This window comes from Luteimonas sp. gir, from assembly GCF_037198055.1.
Lineage (GTDB): Bacteria > Pseudomonadota > Gammaproteobacteria > Xanthomonadales > Xanthomonadaceae > Luteimonas > Luteimonas citri_A.
Window position 1 is genome coordinate 106,616 of the sequence record NZ_JBBAXQ010000006.1, and the last position, 15,221, is coordinate 121,836.

The following is a 15,221-nucleotide window of genomic DNA, read 5'->3' on the forward strand; positions in this document are numbered from 1 at the left end:
GATCGGCTGACCAGCGAGGCCCGGCGGCGACGCCGGGCCTCGTCGTTTCCAGGCGCTGGCATCGCGGCGATGCGGGTCCACCGACCGGTGCACCGCACCCTGCCTGCGTCTGCACGTCGCGCACTTGCGCGCTTGCTAGACTTGCGCGCATCACGCCGAACGGAATCCGCAATGCCGATTCATGCCACCCTCGCCCGCCCGGCGCTGCTTGCCGCGTCGATCGCCCTGCTCGTGGGCCTGAGCACCGATGCCGACGCCCAGCGCCGGCGCGCCGCCGCGCCCAAGGGCCCGCCGCCGGTGACTGCCTGCAGCGACCTGTACGCCGTCGTCAACAAGGACTGGCTGGCCGCCAATGTCCTGGTCGCCGGCCAGGGCACGCGCTCGGCGCTCGGCGAACTGCAGGCGCTGGCGCAACAGCAGCAGTACGACCTGCTCGATGCCGCGATGCAGGCGCCGCAGAACAATGTGCAACAGTTGCTGGGCGACTTCTGGGCCAGCGGCCTGGACGAGGCCGCGGTCGAGGCCGACGGTGCCAAGCCGATCGCACCGCTGATCGCGCGCATCGACGGCATCCGCCGGACCCGCGACATCGCACCGTCGATCGCCGCGCTGCATTCGGTCGGGATCCCGGTGCTCTTCAACTTCGGTGCCGAGGTCGATGTGGCCGACCTCAGCCGCAACATCGCCTACTTCGTCCAGGGCGGCCTGGGCCTGCCCGACCCGGCGTACTACAGCCGCGGCGATGCCCAGACCCAGGAGGTGTTCGCCCAGTACACCCAGTACGTGCGCAACATCCTGGCGCTGACCGGAACCACCGAGGACCGGCTCGAGGCCGATACTGCGCTGGTGCTCGACCTCGAGCGCCGCATCGCCGCCGCCTCCAAGCCCTTGGCCGATATCCGCGATCCGCGCACCCAGTACGCGCTGGTCGACGTCGCCGGCCTGGGCAAGCAGTATCGCCGCCTGCAACTGGAGGATTTCCTCCAGGCCCAGCACGTGACCGCGCAGCAGGTCTCGCTGGCCGATGCCGCGCTGTTCCAGCAGCTCGACACGCTGGTCAATACGCTCAAGCCCGAGCAGTGGAAGGCCTACCTGCGCTTCCATATCGGCAATGCGATGGCGCCGTACCTCTCCAAGCGCTTCCGCGATGCCGAGTTCGATTTCCACGGCCGCATCCTGCGCGGCGAAGCCGTCCAGCCCGAGCGCCGGCAGCAGGTGCTGGCGGCGATCAACCGCGCCGCCGGCCCGATGGTCTCGCGCGAGTACATCGGCCGCCACCTGCCCGATGCCACCCGCGCGCGCGCCGAAACGATCGCAGGCCAAGTGCGCGATGCGCTGGGCCGCGGCATCGACCGCAGCACCTGGATGAGCGAGCCGACCAAGGCCGAAGCGCGCGCCAAGCTGGCGAAGCTGCGGATCGAGATCGGCGCCCCGGTGCAGGACATCGACTACACCGTCCAGCCGATGGGCCGCGGCAGCTTCGGCAGCAACATGCTCATCGCCGCGACCTGGCGCCACGGCCAGGAAATGCGCCGCATCGGGCAGACCAATGCCGCCCGCCGCTGGGACGTGCTGCCGCAGACGCCGGCCCTGGCCTACGACCCGGCGCAGAACCGGATCATCGTCTCGGCCGCGGTGCTGCAGGCGCCGGTGCTGGACATGGCCCAGGACGGCGCCGCGCACTACGGCACCTTCGGCGCGCTGGTCGGCCACGAAATGAGCCGCGCGGTCGACATCAAGGGCAAGTCCGTCGACAGCAACGACGCCCTGCGCAGCTGGTGGACCCCGGCTGACGACGCGGCGTGGATGCAGACGACCGACCGCCTGGTCACCCAGTACAACGGCTATCCCTATCCCGGCCTGACCGGGGTCAACGTCAACGGGGCATTGACCCGTGACGAGAATGCCGCCGACCTGGCGGGTGTCGAACTGGCCTGGGATGCGCTGCAGCAGGCCTCGCCCGAGCTGGCCAAGCCGTCGCGCGAAGCGTTCTTCCACGCCTGGGCGCAGTTGTGGCGGCAGCAGTCGGCGGTCGATACCGCGACGCGCAACGCCGCGACCAGTCCGCAGGCCCCCGGCCAGTGGCGCACCAACGGCCCGGTCGCCAACCTGCCGGCGTTCGCCGAGACCTTCCAGTGCAAGGCCGGCGACGCACTCAACCGCAAAGCCGAGGATCAGGTCCGGATCTGGCGATAAGCCGCGTTTGGGGATTCGTAGAAGCGGCGCGCGATCACCAGAAGAGACGTGGCATCCCGTCCGGCCAGGCGCGAAGGAAGACGCCTCGCCGAAGTCGCGCCCGTCTCCGGAACGCGCGTCGCGCTGGGGCCGAGGGTGCGCGACTTCTTCAGCATGTGACCCTTGGTCTACTCGAAGACAGGATGCAAACGTCCACGGCAGCGGACTGGCGGCCGGTGGCCGCGTCGAGCGCGCCATGGATGGCGTGCGCCCGAGTCAGGACAGGATGTCCTGACCGAGGGGAGAGCGGCTTCCGGCTGACAGGCTGCTGCCTATCCGAAGAGGAACTCCCGGCTCCGCCCTTGAGAGGACCCCAAAAAGAAGGCCGCACGATGTGCGGCCTTCTTCGTTTCCCAACAGTGCGCTGTCGGTCAAGGAATCCGCTTCTACGAACCCTCAATCTCGATTGCCAGGAATGCCGCTCAGCTCACAGCCTCCGCACGTGGCGCCGGCTGCGGTTGAACGGCGGACGGCCGCGCCAGTGCTGGATCAGCAGCCAGCCGAACAACATGCCGCCCAGGTGCGCGAAGTGCGCCACACCCGAGCGCGTGCCCGTGATGCCCAGCACCAGCTCGACCAGGCCGTAGACGATGACCAGCGTGCGCGCCCGCATCGGGATCGGCGGGAACAACAGCATGATCCGCTGGTTCGGAAACAGCATGCCGTAGGCCAGCAACAGACCGAACACACCGCCCGACGCGCCGAGCGTGGGATACGGGAATGCCCCCTGCGTCAGCGACCAGGTCACCACCGCGAGCTGGCACAGCCCGGCGCCGACCACGCACACAAGGTAGTAGGTCACAAAGCGCCGTGTGCCCCAGGTGTACTCGAGCTGGGAGCCGAACATCACCAGCGCCAGCATGTTGAACACCAGATGCGCGAGATTGCGCGGGTCGTGCATGAAGCCGTAGGACAGCAGCTGCCACGGCTGGAAGCCCAATCCACCGGCGTCGGCACCGCCCAGCGGCCAGAGCATGAACGGCGCGAGCAGGCTCCCGATCACCAGTTGCAGCAGGAACACCACGACATTGATGGCCAGAATCACTTTGACGGCCTGCGGCAACCTCGGAAACATCGGCACTCCTCGTTATGCGCGCCCATGATACCGGCGTGCCGTGTCGACTGCGTCGCCGTCAGTCGCGCGCGTCCGGTCCCCACAACGCCGCATCGAGCCCGTCCTCGACCGGCATGCGCACGCGCCCGCGCACGACCGTCACGCCTTCGGCGCGCAGCCGGCGCACCTGCTCCTCGAAGCCGGGCGAGCCGTCGGAAAATGCAATGCGCCCATCGCTGCGGACGATGCGGTGCCAGGGCAGCGCCGGCCCGTCGTGGTCGCGCAGCACCCGCGCCACCATCCGTGCCCGGCCGGGCAATCCGACGCGGCGTGCGATATGGCCATAGCCGGCGACCCGCCCGGCGGGCACGGCAAGGATCGCAGCCACGATGCGGGCGTGCGGGCCCTCGCCCGGCGCCGGGGACGGCGATACGGGCCGGTCGGCCCGCGCGCTCTTTGCTTGGCGGGCCGGCGTCACACCCAGCCGAAGTGGTGGAACACCCGGAACAGCCCGTAGGCGATGCCGCCCGACATCGGGATGGTCAGGATCCAGGCCCAGATCATCTTGTTGACCACCGACCACTTGATCGCATTCAGCCGCTTGGCGGTGCCCACGCCCATGATCGCCGAGGAGATGTTGTGGGTGGTCGAGACCGGAATGCCCAGCGAGGACGCCGCGAGGATCACCGAGGCGGCGCTGGTTTCGGCTGCGAAGCCGTGGATCGGGTGCAGCTTGACCAGCTTGTGGCCCAGCGTCTTGATGATCCGCCAGCCGCCGGCGGCGGTGCCCGCGGCCATGACCAGCGCGCAGGAGATCTTGATCCACAGATCGATGTCGCCGTTGTTGAGCGCGGCCTCGGACGGGTGCAGGAACGCCAGCCAGCCCGGCAGGTTGTCCAGCGTGCCCACGCTCTGCGCACTGACCAGGGTCAGTGCCACGATGCCCATCGTCTTCTGCGCGTCGTTCATGCCGTGCGCGAAGCCCATGCCGGCGGCCGAGACGATCTGGCTCTTGCCGAAGAACGCATTGACCCAGCGCGGCCGCGCGATGCGCGCCAGCACGCCGCCGCTGCGCGCCATCATCGAGATCACGAAGAACAGCACGCCCATCATCAGAAAGCCGGCCGCGAACCCCAACACCGGCGAACTGACCATCGGCACGACCACTTTCCACAGCACGCCCGCGCTCTGCCAGAACGGCGTCGCCGGTTCCGACCACACCACCACGTCGAAATTGTTGGACGCGGCGGCCAGCGCGGCGCCGATCAGGCCGCCGATCAGCGCATGCGAGGACGACGACGGCAGGCCCCACCACCAGGTGATCAGGTTCCAGATGATGCCGCCAAGCAACGCGCACAGGATCAGCTGCGAGCCGACATCGATCACGCCGGCATTGATCAGGCCCGAGGAGATCGTCTTGGCGACCGCGGTGCCCATCAGCGCGCCGATCAGATTCATCGACGCCGCCAGCCCGACCGCCTGCATCGGCGAGAGCACCTTGGTGGCGACGACCGTCGCGATCGAGTTGGCGGTGTCGTGGAACCCGTTGATGTATTCGAACACCAGCGCGGTCGCGACCACGATCAGCACGAGGGTCAGCATGGTCGGCGGCCCGTCAGGAGTTCTTGAGCACGATCTCGTAGGCCACGACCCCAGCCTCGCGGCAGCGGTCGATGGCCTTCTCGAGGATCTCGAAGAACTCCTTGAGCAGGAACATCTGCAGCGGATCGAGCTTGCCCGAATAGATATCGCGGTAAAGCTCGAGCATCAGCCGGTCGGCCTCGTTCTCCAGCGCGCGCAGCTCGTCGTTGAGCGCCTTCATCGGCTCGAGCTTCATGCTGCGCAGGGTCTTGACCATCTTCACCACCACCGCAGAGGCCTGTTCGAGCATCGCCGCGCGCGGCGCGAAGTCGATGTGCTCCAGGTGCTGGGTGGCCAGCGAGTAGCGATCGGCGAACTTCTCGATCTGCTTGGGAATCTTGTACAACGCCGACCCCAGCGCCTCGATGTCCTCGCGCTCGATCGGGGTGATGAAGCTGTCGACCAGGGCCTGGCTGATCTTGTCGGAGGCCTCGCGCTCGCGCATGCGCGCCAGCTTGAAGGCGTCGAGCGCGGGTTGCCGATCGGCTTCCTTGAGCATCGCGTGCAACGCGATGGCGCTGTCGTGCGCGGCGACCGCCGCCTCCTCGAGCAGGGTGTAGAACTGGTTGCCTTGGCCGAAGATGGTTTGCAGGGAGAACATGCCGACGCCTTTGTCCGCGCACCCGCGGGGCCGGGCGCTTGCGCAAGGGCGAATTATGACGGCTCCATGACGCCTGCGACCACCCCGGACGTGCCCGGGGTCCTCACGCGGGCACCTGCTATAGTCCGGCCCGCGCCCTTCTGCGCTGCCCGCCCCCCATGGACGACGACCCTAGACCGCCCTCCGCCCGCCGATGCCCTCGCCTGCCGGCCTTCACCTCCGGCCTTGGCCTGAACCCGGGCGCCGTCGATGCTTGAGCTGATCCTCATCGTCCTGGCGCTGATTGCCTGCAACGCGTTCTTCGCGCTGTCGGAAATGTCGGTCGTGACGTCCCGCAAGCCGCGCCTGAAGCAGATGGCCGAGCGGCGCGGCGCACGCACGGCCCTGGAGCTTGCCCAGCATCCCGAGCGCTTCCTGTCGACCGTCCAGGTCGGCATCACGCTGATCGGCGTGCTCACCGGCATGCTCGGTGGCGACGCGCTGGGCAGCGCCATCGGCAGTTGGCTGGCGTCCAGGCTGCCGGCGCTGGGCGCCTATGCGACCACCGCCGGCACGGTGCTCGCTGTTGGCCTCATCACCTTCCTGACCATCGTGCTGGGCGAACTGCTGCCCAAGCGGCTGGCGCTGCTGGCACCCGAGCGCGTGGCCAGCGTGGTCGCGCTGCCGATGCATTGGCTCTCGCGCATCGCGACCCCGGCGGTGTGGCTGCTCAGCGCTTCGGTCCGCGGCCTGTTGCGGCTGCTGCGGCTCAACGACACCGAAGCGGCCCAGGTGACCGAAGAAGAGATCCGCATGCTGGTGAGCGAGAGCCACGAGCAGGGCGTGATCGACGCCGACGAGCGCAACATGGTCAACCGCGTACTCACGCTGGGCGACCGCGATGCCGAGACGCTGATGACGCCGCGCACCCGCATCGCCTGGCTCGATGTGTCGGCCAGCTTCGAAGAGAACCTGGCGCGGATGCGCGACACACCCTATTCGCGCTACCCGGTGCTGCGCGGCAACGACGCCGACGTGGTCGGGATCCTGGAGATCAAGTCATTGATCGACCGGCTCGATGCCGGGGCCTTCGACCTGTTCAAGTACCTGCGCGAGCCGCTGTTCGTGTCCGAGTCGACGCCGGCGATGAAGCTGCTGGAGATCCTGCGCGAGAACCAGCAGTCGCTGGCGCTGGTGGTCGACGAGTACGGCGACATCACCGGCATGGTCACCATCAACGATGTCATGGAAGCGGTGATCGGGCGCACCCAGAGCAGCGGTGTGGACGCCTCACCGCTGGTGGTCACGCGCGACGACGGCTCGCTGCTGGTCGACGGCAGCCTGTCGGTCGAAGCGGTCCGCGAACTGCTCGGCGGAGGCGAGCTGCCGGGCGAGGACGAGCACATCTTCCACACTGCCGCCGGCATGACCATCGCCCAGTTCGGACGCATTCCCAACGTCGGCGAGCATTTCGACGCCAACGGCTGGCGCGTGGAGATCGTCGATCTGGACGGGCCGCGCGTGGACAAGCTGCTGCTGCAGCGGCTGCCCGAGCATGAGGCCGACGATGCGGCCTGATCGGCCGGAGCTGCGTTCGCGTGAGGAAGCTTCGACCCGGGAACTGCTCGCGGCGATGGCGGCGGGCGATCCTGGCGACCAGTTGCGCTTCCGCGACCTGCTGGCCGGCCTGGACAAGCGCGTGTTCGGCATGATGCTGTTCGTCGCCACGCTGCCGGCGTTCATCCCGATCCCCGGCGTCGGCGGGGCGGTCGGTGGCCCGCTGGTGATCTTCGTCGGGCTGCAGTTGCTGATCGGGTTGCGCAAGCCGTGGCTGCCCGGGTTCATCGCCGAACGCGGCCCGCACCGCAGCGCCGTGAAGCGCTTCGAGACCGTGCTCGAGCCCTGGTTCCGGCGTCTGGAGCGGGTCAGCCGCCCGCGCCTGCCGGGCGTCCTCGACCATCGCGCAGCCACCATGTTCACCGGCCTGTTGCTGGTGCTGCTGGGGATCCTGCTGGCGCTGCCGATCCCGTTCACCAACTATGTCTTCGCCGTGCTGCTGCTGGCCTACGCACTGGCGCTGCTCGAGCGCGACGGCGCCCTGCTGCTGGTCGCCTGGGCCGCCGGCCTGCTGGCGATCGGGGTGTTCGGTGTGCTCAGCGGCGCGCTGGCGGCCGCGGCAACGGACTGGCTCTCACGGCTCACCTAGCCTGGCGCAGCCGGCGGCTCAGCGCTCGCGGCGCTCACCGGCCAACTGCGCCATGCGCTGGGCATCGGCCAGGATGCCACGCAGCAGCCGGACCTCCTTCTCATCGAGTCCGGTGCGTACGAACAGCCGGCGCAGCTTGCGCATCGCAGAGTCGGGTGCCCGCCCCTTGTGGAAGTCGATCGCCTCGAGCGTGTCAGCCAGTTGGGCGAAAAACCCTTCGAGCTGGGCGTGCGGCACCGCGTCGGTGGAGACCGGCGCGACCGCCGAGGGAGCCGCTGTCTCACCCAGCAGCGCCAGCCGCAGCTCGTAGCTGAGCACCTGCACCGCGGCCGCGAGGTTCAGCGAGCTGTAGTCAGGATTGGCCGGGATGTGCACGGCGGCATGGCACAGCTGCAGCTCCGAGTTCTCGAGCCCGGTGCGCTCGCGCCCGAACACCAGCGCCACCTCGCCGCCGTCCAGTGCCTGCGCATGCGCCGCGGCCGCGGCGTCTCGCGGGCGCAGCTCGCGCAACTGCACCCGCCGGCTGCGTGCGGTGCAGCCGAGCACGAACCGGCAATCGGCGACCGCCTCGGCCAGGGTGTCGAAACGCGCGGCCGAGGCCAGCACGTCGTCGGCGCCGGCGGCCATCGCCTCGGCATCGGCATGCGGAAACTTCTGCGGCGCGACCAGCACCAGACGGTGCAGTCCCATCGTCTTGAGCGCGCGTGCGGCCGAGCCGATGTTGCCGGGATGCTGGGTGCCGACGAGCACGATGCGCAGACGCGCAGCGACCGTGTCGGGCGAAGAGTCAGGATTGAGGGGCGCTTGCATGCCGCGAATGGTAAACTGCTCGACCGGCCAAGCGCCGGCACCGCTCTTTTTCCCCTCGAACCCGCCCGCGCCCGGAGTCGTCCGCGATGCTTCAACCTGCTGTCAACATCATGGTCAAGGCGGCGCGTGCCGGCGGCAACGTCCTGCTGCGCAACATGCACAAGCTCGACGCGCTCAACGTCGTCGAGAAGGCCCGACTGGACTACGCCAGCGAAGTCGACGGCCTGGCCGAAGAGGCGATCGTCAAGGAATTGCGCCGGGCACATCCCGATTACGCCATCCTCGGCGAGGAAGGCGGCGCCAAGCCCGGCCGCGGCGGCGCGAGCCGCTACACCTGGGTCATCGACCCGCTCGACGGCACCAGCAACTACCTGCGCGGCTTCCCCCACTGGTGCGTGTCGATCGCGCTGGTCGAGGGCGGCGAGCCGCTGCACGGCGTGATCTTCGATCCGCTGCGCAACGAACTGTTCACCGCCACGCGCGGCGCCGGCGCCCAGCTCAACGAACGCCGCATCCGCGTCGCCGACCGCAAGGAGCTGTCGGGCGCGATGATCGCCACCGGCTTCGCCCCGCGCGAGCGCAAGCGTGCCGGTGCGCAGCTGCGCGCGGTCGACGCCCTGCTCGAGTCCGCCGAAGACGTCCGCCGTGCCGGCTCGGCCGCACTGGACCTGGCCTACGTCGCCGCCGGTCGCTGCGACGCCTACTTCGAGGCCGGCGTGCACCCCTGGGACATCGCGGCCGGCGTGCTGCTGGTCCGTGAGGCCGGTGGTCGCGTCAGCGACTTCAAGGGCCGCGCCACCGGGCCGCTCAATGTCGCCTTTGCCGGCGGCCGCCCGATCCTTGCCGCCAACGTCCGCCTGATCGAGCCCCTGCAGCAGGTGCTGGTGTCGTCGGGATACGCAAAGGAATTCGACTGACCCATCGGGCCAGTCGCAGGATCCGCAGACGCGGATCCCAGCCCCCGGAAACAGAAAAAGCCACGCATTGCGTGGCTTTTTCTTCGTCCCGGCCCGGACAAGAACCGGGGTCAAAAACCGGGGTCAGAGTGCAATTTCGCCAGGCGAATTGCACTCTGACCCCGGTTTTGACCCGGCCGCCGCCTTACGGACGGCGTGCCAGGGCCGCCTCGTCCTTGGCCTTGGGCAACAGGTCCTGCTTGGTGACGCGCAGTACGCCGTAGGTCAGCAGCGGACAGGCGATGAAGATCGACGACAAGGTGCCGACGACCGCGCCCATCATCTGCGTCAGCGCCAGGCCTTCGAGCGAACCGCCGCCATAGAGGAACAGCGCCAGCACCGACAGGAAGAACACCAGCGAGGTGATGATCGTGCGCGAGAGCGTCTGGTTGATCGAGCGGTTGAAGATCTCCAGCGGCTCGGCCCTAACGCCGCGGAAGTTCTCGCGCACGCGGTCGAACACCACGATCGTGTCGTTGATCGAAAAGCCCATGACCGACAGCAGACCTGCGAGCACGGTCAGATCGAACTCGCGGCCGGTCAGTGAAAACAGCGCAGCGACCACCAGCACGTCGAACAGCGTGGTCACGCTGGCCACCACCGCGAACTTCCACTCGAAGCGCACGCTGATGTAGAGCAGGAAGCCCACCAGCACGAAGATCGCCGCGTAGATCGCGTTCTTGCGCAGGTCGCCCGAGACCTGCGACCCGATCGCTTCGGTGCTCAGGATCCGGCCAGGGTTGCCATCGCTCGAGGCCGCCGCCAGCACCTGCTGCGCCAGCTGCGTGTTGCCGTCCACGTTCGCCTGCTCGTCGCCGCGCACCCGGATCAACAGATCGTTGCCGCTGCCGAAGGTCTGCACCTGAGCGTTGGCGATGCCGGCGGTCTCGAGCCGCTCGCGCACGTCATCGACACTCACCGGCTGTTCGAAGCGCACGTTCACCGCGGTACCACCGGTGAAGTCGAGCGCGAAGTTGAAGCCCTTCAGGCCGATCACCGCGATCGAGGCCACGAACAGCAGGGCGAACAACGAGACCCAGACATGCCGCAGCCGCATGAAATCGATGCGGGTATCGCTGGGAATGAGGGTCAACGGGAAAATTTTCATGTTCGGTCTCTCCCGTCAGATCGCCAGGGACTTGAGTTTCTTGCGCGGCGCATAGATCAGCGTGACCAGCGCGCGCGAGACGACGATCGCGGTGAACATCGAGGCGACGATGCCGATCACCAGCGTGACCGCAAAGCCCTGCAGCGGGCCGGTGCCGAAGGCATACAGCGCGATGCCCGCGATGATGCCGGTCAGGTTGGAGTCGAAGATCGTGTCCGACGCCTTCTCGTAGCCGGTCACGATCGCCGCCTTGGGCGGCATCCCGGCCCTGAGCTCCTCTCGGATGCGCTCGTTGATCAGCACGTTGGCGTCCACCGACAGACCGATCGACAACGCCAGACCGGCGAAGCCGGGCAGCGACATCGTGGCGCCGAACAGCGACATCACCGCGACCACGATCAGCAGGTTCAGCATCAGCGCCAGACAGGTGACCACGCCGAACATGCGGTAATAGAGCATGAAGAACAGCAGCGTAAACAGGAACGCGTACAACACGGCGGTGACGCCGCGCTCGACGTTCTCCGCGCCCAGGCTCGGGCCCACCACGCGCTCTTCGACAAAGTCCATCGGTGCGGCCAGTGCGCCGGCCTTGAGTTGGCGAGCGAGGTCGTTGGCCTCGTCGCGGCTCAGACCGGTGGTCTGGAACTCGCGTCCGAACACGCCGCGGATCGTCGAGGAGCTGATCACGCGCTCGACGGTCCTGGCCGAACGCACTTCCTCGCCATTGACCACGCGCACCGTCGGAATGCGCTCAACGTAGACGATGCCCAGGCGCTGGCCGACGTTCTCCAGCGTGTGGTCGAGCATGCGCTTGCCGCCCGCGCTGTTGAGCGTGATCCCGACCGACGGCATGCCGGTCTGCTGGTCGGTCTGCGGATTGGCGTTGATCAGCTGGTCGCCCGAGACGAGGATGCGCCGGGAGAGCAACAGCGGACGGTTGTTCTCGTCGTAGTACACGCGCGAGTCGGCCGGGATGCTGCCCGAGGCCACCGCAGCGGCGGCCTGATTCTCGTCGCCGGTCACCGCGCGGAACTCCAGCGTCGCGGTCGCGCCGATCAGGCGCTTGGCCTCGGCGGTGTCCTGCAGGCCGGGCAGCTGGATGACCAGGCGATCTTCGCCCTGGCGCTGCAGCACCGGCTCGGCGACGCCGATCGAGTTGATGCGGTTGGAGATCACGGTGCGGTTCTGCTCGACCGCGTCGGTCGCGATACGGGCGATCTCGCTCTGCGACAGGCGCACGGTGATGCGGTTGCCGTCGACGGCGATCTGCGGACCGCTGCCGGCCACACCCTGCCCCGATGCACTCGCCAGGCTGGTGGCGATGTGCTGGCGCGCCTGATCGACGTTGGCACCCTCGTTGAGCACCACGCCGATGCTGTTGTCGGCCCGGCGCTCGACACTCGAATAGCCGATGCGGTTGTCGCGCAGCACGGTGCGGATGCCGTCAGCGTAGCCGTCGACGCGCTTCTGCAGCGCGGCGGCCTGGTCGACCTGCATCACGAAATGCACGCCGCCCTGCAGGTCCAGACCCAGCGACATCGGCCGGGCGCCGAAGCGCGACAGCCAGTCGGGCACGGTCGACGCCAGGTTCAGTGCGACCGAGTAATTCTCGCCCAGCGCCGGACGCAGCGTGTCGGCGGCCGCGGTCTGTGCATCGGCATCGTGCAGGCGCACCAGCAGGTGGCTGTCGTCGACCTCGGTGCCGACCGGCGTCACGCCGGCGTCCTTGAGCAGGCCGTCCACCTGCTGACGCAGCGCATCGTCGATGCGCGCCTCGCTGGTGCTCGGGGTGATCTGTATCGACGGATTCTTCTGGTAGGCGTTGGGCAGCGCGTACAGCGCGGCCAGCACCAGCACCAGCAGGATCAGGACGTATTTCCAGCGCGGGAATTCGAGCATTGGCTTGCCTCGGGCGCCGCGCAGGCGGCGCCGGGAGAGTTGCCGGGGCGGGCCCCGGCAGAATCAGGAAATCAGGCCGACTTCAGGGTGCCCTTGGGCAGCACGTTGCCGACCGCGCCCTTCTGGACCCGGATCTCGACGCGCTCGGCGATCTCGACGGTGATGAAGCTCTCGCCGATCGCGCGCACGACGCCGGCGATGCCGCCATTGGTGATCACCTCGTCGCCGACCGACAGCTTGTCGAGCATCGCGCGGTGTTCCTTGGTCCGCTTCATCTGCGGGCGGATCATCAGGAAGTACATGATCGCGATCAGGATGATCGGGAAAGCCAGCGTCGACAGCATGCTCGGCGCGGCGGGCGCACCGGCGGCGGCGTGGGCGGGGGCGATCAGCAGGTCCAGCAGATTCATCTGGGCATCCATCAGGGTCGAAAAGGCAGCAGGCGATTATGCCACGGCCGGCCGGGGGCGCAGGCCGGGGCGTGGATGGGGTGTGAAAATCGGGCGATCCGGGCCGCCAGGCCCGACTCAGGCGTCCGGATTCCCGGTCCGGGCGCGATAGAAGGACTCCCGGAACGCGGCGAAGGTTCCCGCCTCGATCGCCGCACGCATGGCCGCCATCAGGCGCTGGTAGTACCAGAGGTTGTGCAGCGTGCCCAGCATCGGCCCCAGCATCTCCCCACAGCGGTCCAGGTGGCGCAGATACGCGCGGGTGTAGCCGCCGGCGCAGGCTTCGCAGCCGCAGCCTTCCTCGATCGGGCGCAGGTCCTTCTCGAACTTCGCGTTGCGGATGCGGATCGTGCCGGTGGAGGTGAAGAAATGCCCGTTACGAGCGTTGCGGGTCGGCATCACGCAGTCGAACATGTCGACGCCGCGGGCGACCGCCTCCACCAGATCCTCCGGGCGCCCCACCCCCATCAGGTAGCGCGGGCGGTCGCCCGGCAGCTGCGGGCAGGTGTGATCGAGCATCGCGTTGCGCTCGGCCTCGGTCTCGCCGACCGCCAGCCCGCCGATCGCATAGCCGTCGAAGCCGATGGCCTGGAGGCCTTCGGCCGATCGGGTGCGCAGGTCGTGGTGCACGCCGCCCTGGACGATGCCGAACAGCGCGGCGTCGTTGCCCTCGTGTGCGCGCTTGGAGCGCGCCGCCCAGCGCAGCGACAGTTCCATCGAGCGCTCGACCACGCGCGGGTCGACCGGCTTGCCGTCGACCTGCACCGGCGGGCACTCGTCGAAGATCATCACGATGTCCGAGTCGAGCGTCTGCTGGATGCGCATGCTCTCCTCGGGCCCCAAAAACACCCGCGAACCGTCGGTCGGCGCCGAGAACGTGACCCCCTCTTCGGTGATCTTGCGCTTGTGCGCCAGCGAGAACACCTGGAACCCGCCCGAGTCGGTCAGGATCGGCCCGTCCCAGCGCGCGAAGCCATGCAGGCCGCCGTGCGCCTCGATGACCTCCAGGCCCGGGCGCAGATACAGATGAAAGGTGTTGCCCAGGATGATCTGCGCGCCCAGCGCACGGATCTGATGCGGCAGCACGCCCTTGACCGTTCCGTAAGTGCCCACCGGCATGAACGCGGGCGTTTCGATGGTGCCGCGGGGAAAGGCGATGCGGCCACGCCGGGCCGCGCCGTCGCTGCCGAGCAGCTGGAAGGACATTCTGGACATCCCGCTAGTATGACCGGTCCGTCCGCTCTCGACCCTGACGCCATGACGCGCTGCAATCTGCTCCTGCCGCTTCTGCTGGCCGCGCCGCTGGCCCTGCAGGCCGCCGGCCGCACCGACCCCGACACCCTGTGCGCGCCGTGGCAGGCCGTGCCGGTGCCGGCGGCCGACGCGGGCGCAGCCGCGCAGGCCTGCGACACGATGGCGCTGTACTACGGGGCCGACGGCACCGGCGGCGACCCGATCGCCGCACGGCACTGCGCGTATCAGGAGCGCGACCGCGACCCCACGGTCCCGTTCGGTGGCAGCGGTGTGCTGATGATGCTCTATGCCAACGGCGAGGGCGTCGCACGCGACCTGCCGCTGGCGCGCCGTTTCGCCTGCGAGTACGGCGGCGCGCCGGCCGAAGTGCGGTTTCGCCTCGACCACCTGGCGCGCATCGAGGCGGACCCGCAGGCCGCGCGTATCGACCTCTGCGACGACATCACCAGCGGCCACATGAGCGGCCTGTGCGCGGGCCGCGACGCGCACTTCGCCGCGCACGGGCGTGCGAAGGCCTGGCAGACGCTGCAGGCCGACTGGACGCCCGACCAGCGCGCCGCCTGGCGCCGGCTCCGCGACGCGGCCGATACCTACTTCGAGAAGATCAGTACCTACGAGATCGACCTCAGCGGCACCGCGCGCAACGTATTCCTGGTCGGCGCGCGCGAACGCCAGGAAACCCAGCTCCTCGAGGATGTCCAGCAGTTCGAGCGCGGCGCCCGGCCCGAGCAGAGCAGCGCGTCGCTGGCGCCGCTCGACGCCACGCTCAATGCGGTCTATCGCGACGTCCGCGCGCGCCTGCAGGCAGGCGCATCGCCGCATGACACCGCCTTGCTGGGCACGATCGATGCCGACGGCGTACGCGATACCCAGCGTGCGTGGCTGCGCTACCGCGACGCCTTTGTCGCGTTCGCCCTCACACGGTGGCCGGATGTCGAAGGCGATGCCTGGCGCGCCTGGCTGACCGACCGGCGCACCGGCGATCTGGAGGCGATCCTCGACAGCCCCTGAGCCGTCACACGTGTCCTG

At 68.7% G+C, this 15,221-nt stretch carries 14 protein-coding genes; 5 read left to right on the top strand and 9 right to left on the bottom strand.

The genetic code is table 11. The annotated features are described in order from the left end of the window. The first annotated feature begins 171 nt into the window (after positions 1–171). Positions 172–2,196: a M13 family metallopeptidase gene (locus WAF18_RS09985; RefSeq protein ID WP_337244957.1), complete on the top strand. Its 2,025-nt coding sequence runs from the start codon at positions 172–174 to the stop codon at positions 2,194–2,196. A 466-nt stretch (positions 2,197–2,662) separates the two neighbouring features. Here the strand turns inward: WAF18_RS09985 and WAF18_RS09990 are convergent, their stop codons facing one another. The 4 genes from WAF18_RS09990 to WAF18_RS10005 are packed head-to-tail and all read right to left on the bottom strand — an operon-like array spanning position 2,663 to position 5,531. Beyond that, entirely contained in the window at positions 2,663–3,310 is a 648-nt protein-coding gene (locus WAF18_RS09990; RefSeq protein WP_337244958.1) for a rhomboid family intramembrane serine protease, read from the bottom strand. 58 nt (positions 3,311–3,368) lie between these two features. Further along, positions 3,369–3,767 carry an MGMT family protein gene (locus WAF18_RS09995; RefSeq protein ID WP_337244959.1) on the bottom strand — a complete coding sequence of 133 codons (399 nt, stop codon included), beginning with the start codon at positions 3,765–3,767 and terminating at the stop codon, positions 3,369–3,371. Then, positions 3,764–4,891 carry an inorganic phosphate transporter gene (locus tag WAF18_RS10000; protein ID WP_183426138.1) on the bottom strand — a complete coding sequence of 376 codons (1,128 nt, stop codon included), beginning with the start codon at positions 4,889–4,891 and terminating at the stop codon, positions 3,764–3,766. Before WAF18_RS10000 ends, WAF18_RS09995 begins: the two co-directional genes overlap by 4 nt. Positions 4,892–4,904: 13 nt before the next feature. Next, a complete protein-coding gene (locus WAF18_RS10005; protein WP_183426139.1) occupies positions 4,905–5,531 on the bottom strand; it encodes a DUF47 family protein in 627 nt (208 codons plus the stop codon). A gap of 249 nt (positions 5,532–5,780) precedes the next feature. Here WAF18_RS10005 and WAF18_RS10010 point away from each other — a divergent pair, with 249 nt between their 5' ends. Next, positions 5,781–7,088, top strand: a complete 1,308-nt coding sequence (locus WAF18_RS10010; protein WP_337244960.1) for a hemolysin family protein — start codon at positions 5,781–5,783, stop codon at positions 7,086–7,088. Next, complete coding sequence (locus WAF18_RS10015; protein WP_241945681.1) at positions 7,078–7,716, top strand: exopolysaccharide biosynthesis protein; 639 nt, start codon at positions 7,078–7,080, stop codon at positions 7,714–7,716. Before WAF18_RS10010 ends, WAF18_RS10015 begins: the two co-directional genes overlap by 11 nt. 18 nt (positions 7,717–7,734) lie before the next feature. Here the strand turns inward: WAF18_RS10015 and WAF18_RS10020 are convergent, their stop codons facing one another. Continuing rightward, positions 7,735–8,526 (bottom strand): RNA methyltransferase, encoded by a 792-nt coding sequence (locus WAF18_RS10020; RefSeq protein ID WP_337244961.1) that lies wholly within the window; start codon positions 8,524–8,526, stop codon positions 7,735–7,737. An 86-nt stretch (positions 8,527–8,612) separates the two neighbouring features. Between WAF18_RS10020 and WAF18_RS10025 the strand changes: the two genes are divergently transcribed. After that, positions 8,613–9,443, top strand: a complete 831-nt coding sequence (locus tag WAF18_RS10025; protein WP_337244962.1) for an inositol monophosphatase family protein — start codon at positions 8,613–8,615, stop codon at positions 9,441–9,443. Between the two features lie 184 nt (positions 9,444–9,627). Here WAF18_RS10025 and secF read toward each other — a convergent pair whose 3' ends face one another. The 4 genes from secF to tgt all read right to left on the bottom strand — a co-directional run bounded on the left by secF (position 9,628) and on the right by tgt (position 14,153). Then, entirely contained in the window at positions 9,628–10,590 is a 963-nt protein-coding gene (secF, locus tag WAF18_RS10030; RefSeq protein ID WP_337244963.1) for a protein translocase subunit SecF, read from the bottom strand. Positions 10,591–10,605: 15 nt separating this feature from the next. After that, positions 10,606–12,489 (bottom strand): protein translocase subunit SecD, encoded by a 1,884-nt coding sequence (gene secD, locus WAF18_RS10035; protein WP_337244964.1) that lies wholly within the window; start codon positions 12,487–12,489, stop codon positions 10,606–10,608. 71 nt (positions 12,490–12,560) lie between these two features. Next, positions 12,561–12,899 carry a preprotein translocase subunit YajC gene (gene yajC / locus WAF18_RS10040; RefSeq protein ID WP_183426274.1) on the bottom strand — a complete coding sequence of 113 codons (339 nt, stop codon included), beginning with the start codon at positions 12,897–12,899 and terminating at the stop codon, positions 12,561–12,563. 117 nt (positions 12,900–13,016) lie between these two features. Next, positions 13,017–14,153 carry a tRNA guanosine(34) transglycosylase Tgt gene (tgt, locus tag WAF18_RS10045; protein ID WP_337244965.1) on the bottom strand — a complete coding sequence of 379 codons (1,137 nt, stop codon included), beginning with the start codon at positions 14,151–14,153 and terminating at the stop codon, positions 13,017–13,019. Between the two features lie 42 nt (positions 14,154–14,195). Between tgt and WAF18_RS10050 the strand changes: the two genes are divergently transcribed. Beyond that, a complete protein-coding gene (locus tag WAF18_RS10050) occupies positions 14,196–15,203 on the top strand; it encodes a lysozyme inhibitor LprI family protein (RefSeq protein WP_337244966.1) in 1,008 nt (335 codons plus the stop codon). Positions 15,204–15,221: the final 18 nt, after the last annotated feature.

Bases quoted from the DNA above. Each gene is read 5' to 3' on its own strand.
- WAF18_RS09985 (WP_337244957.1), top strand. From the start codon at position 172: ATGCCGATTCATGCCACCCTCGCCCGCCCGGCGCTGCTTGCCGCGTCG.
- WAF18_RS09990 (WP_337244958.1), bottom strand. From the start codon at position 3,310: ATGTTTCCGAGGTTGCCGCAGGCCGTCAAAGTGATTCTGGCCATCAAT.
- WAF18_RS10000 (WP_183426138.1), bottom strand. From the start codon at position 4,891: ATGCTGACCCTCGTGCTGATCGTGGTCGCGACCGCGCTGGTGTTCGAA.
- WAF18_RS10005 (WP_183426139.1), bottom strand. From the start codon at position 5,531: ATGTTCTCCCTGCAAACCATCTTCGGCCAAGGCAACCAGTTCTACACC.
- WAF18_RS10010 (WP_337244960.1), top strand. From the start codon at position 5,781: ATGCTTGAGCTGATCCTCATCGTCCTGGCGCTGATTGCCTGCAACGCG.
- WAF18_RS10015 (WP_241945681.1), top strand. From the start codon at position 7,078: ATGCGGCCTGATCGGCCGGAGCTGCGTTCGCGTGAGGAAGCTTCGACC.
- WAF18_RS10020 (WP_337244961.1), bottom strand. From the start codon at position 8,526: ATGCAAGCGCCCCTCAATCCTGACTCTTCGCCCGACACGGTCGCTGCG.
- WAF18_RS10025 (WP_337244962.1), top strand. From the start codon at position 8,613: ATGCTTCAACCTGCTGTCAACATCATGGTCAAGGCGGCGCGTGCCGGC.
- secF (WP_337244963.1), bottom strand. From the start codon at position 10,590: ATGAAAATTTTCCCGTTGACCCTCATTCCCAGCGATACCCGCATCGAT.
- secD (WP_337244964.1), bottom strand. From the start codon at position 12,489: ATGCTCGAATTCCCGCGCTGGAAATACGTCCTGATCCTGCTGGTGCTG.
- yajC (WP_183426274.1), bottom strand. From the start codon at position 12,899: ATGAATCTGCTGGACCTGCTGATCGCCCCCGCCCACGCCGCCGCCGGT.
- tgt (WP_337244965.1), bottom strand. From the start codon at position 14,153: ATGTCCAGAATGTCCTTCCAGCTGCTCGGCAGCGACGGCGCGGCCCGG.
- WAF18_RS10050 (WP_337244966.1), top strand. From the start codon at position 14,196: ATGACGCGCTGCAATCTGCTCCTGCCGCTTCTGCTGGCCGCGCCGCTG.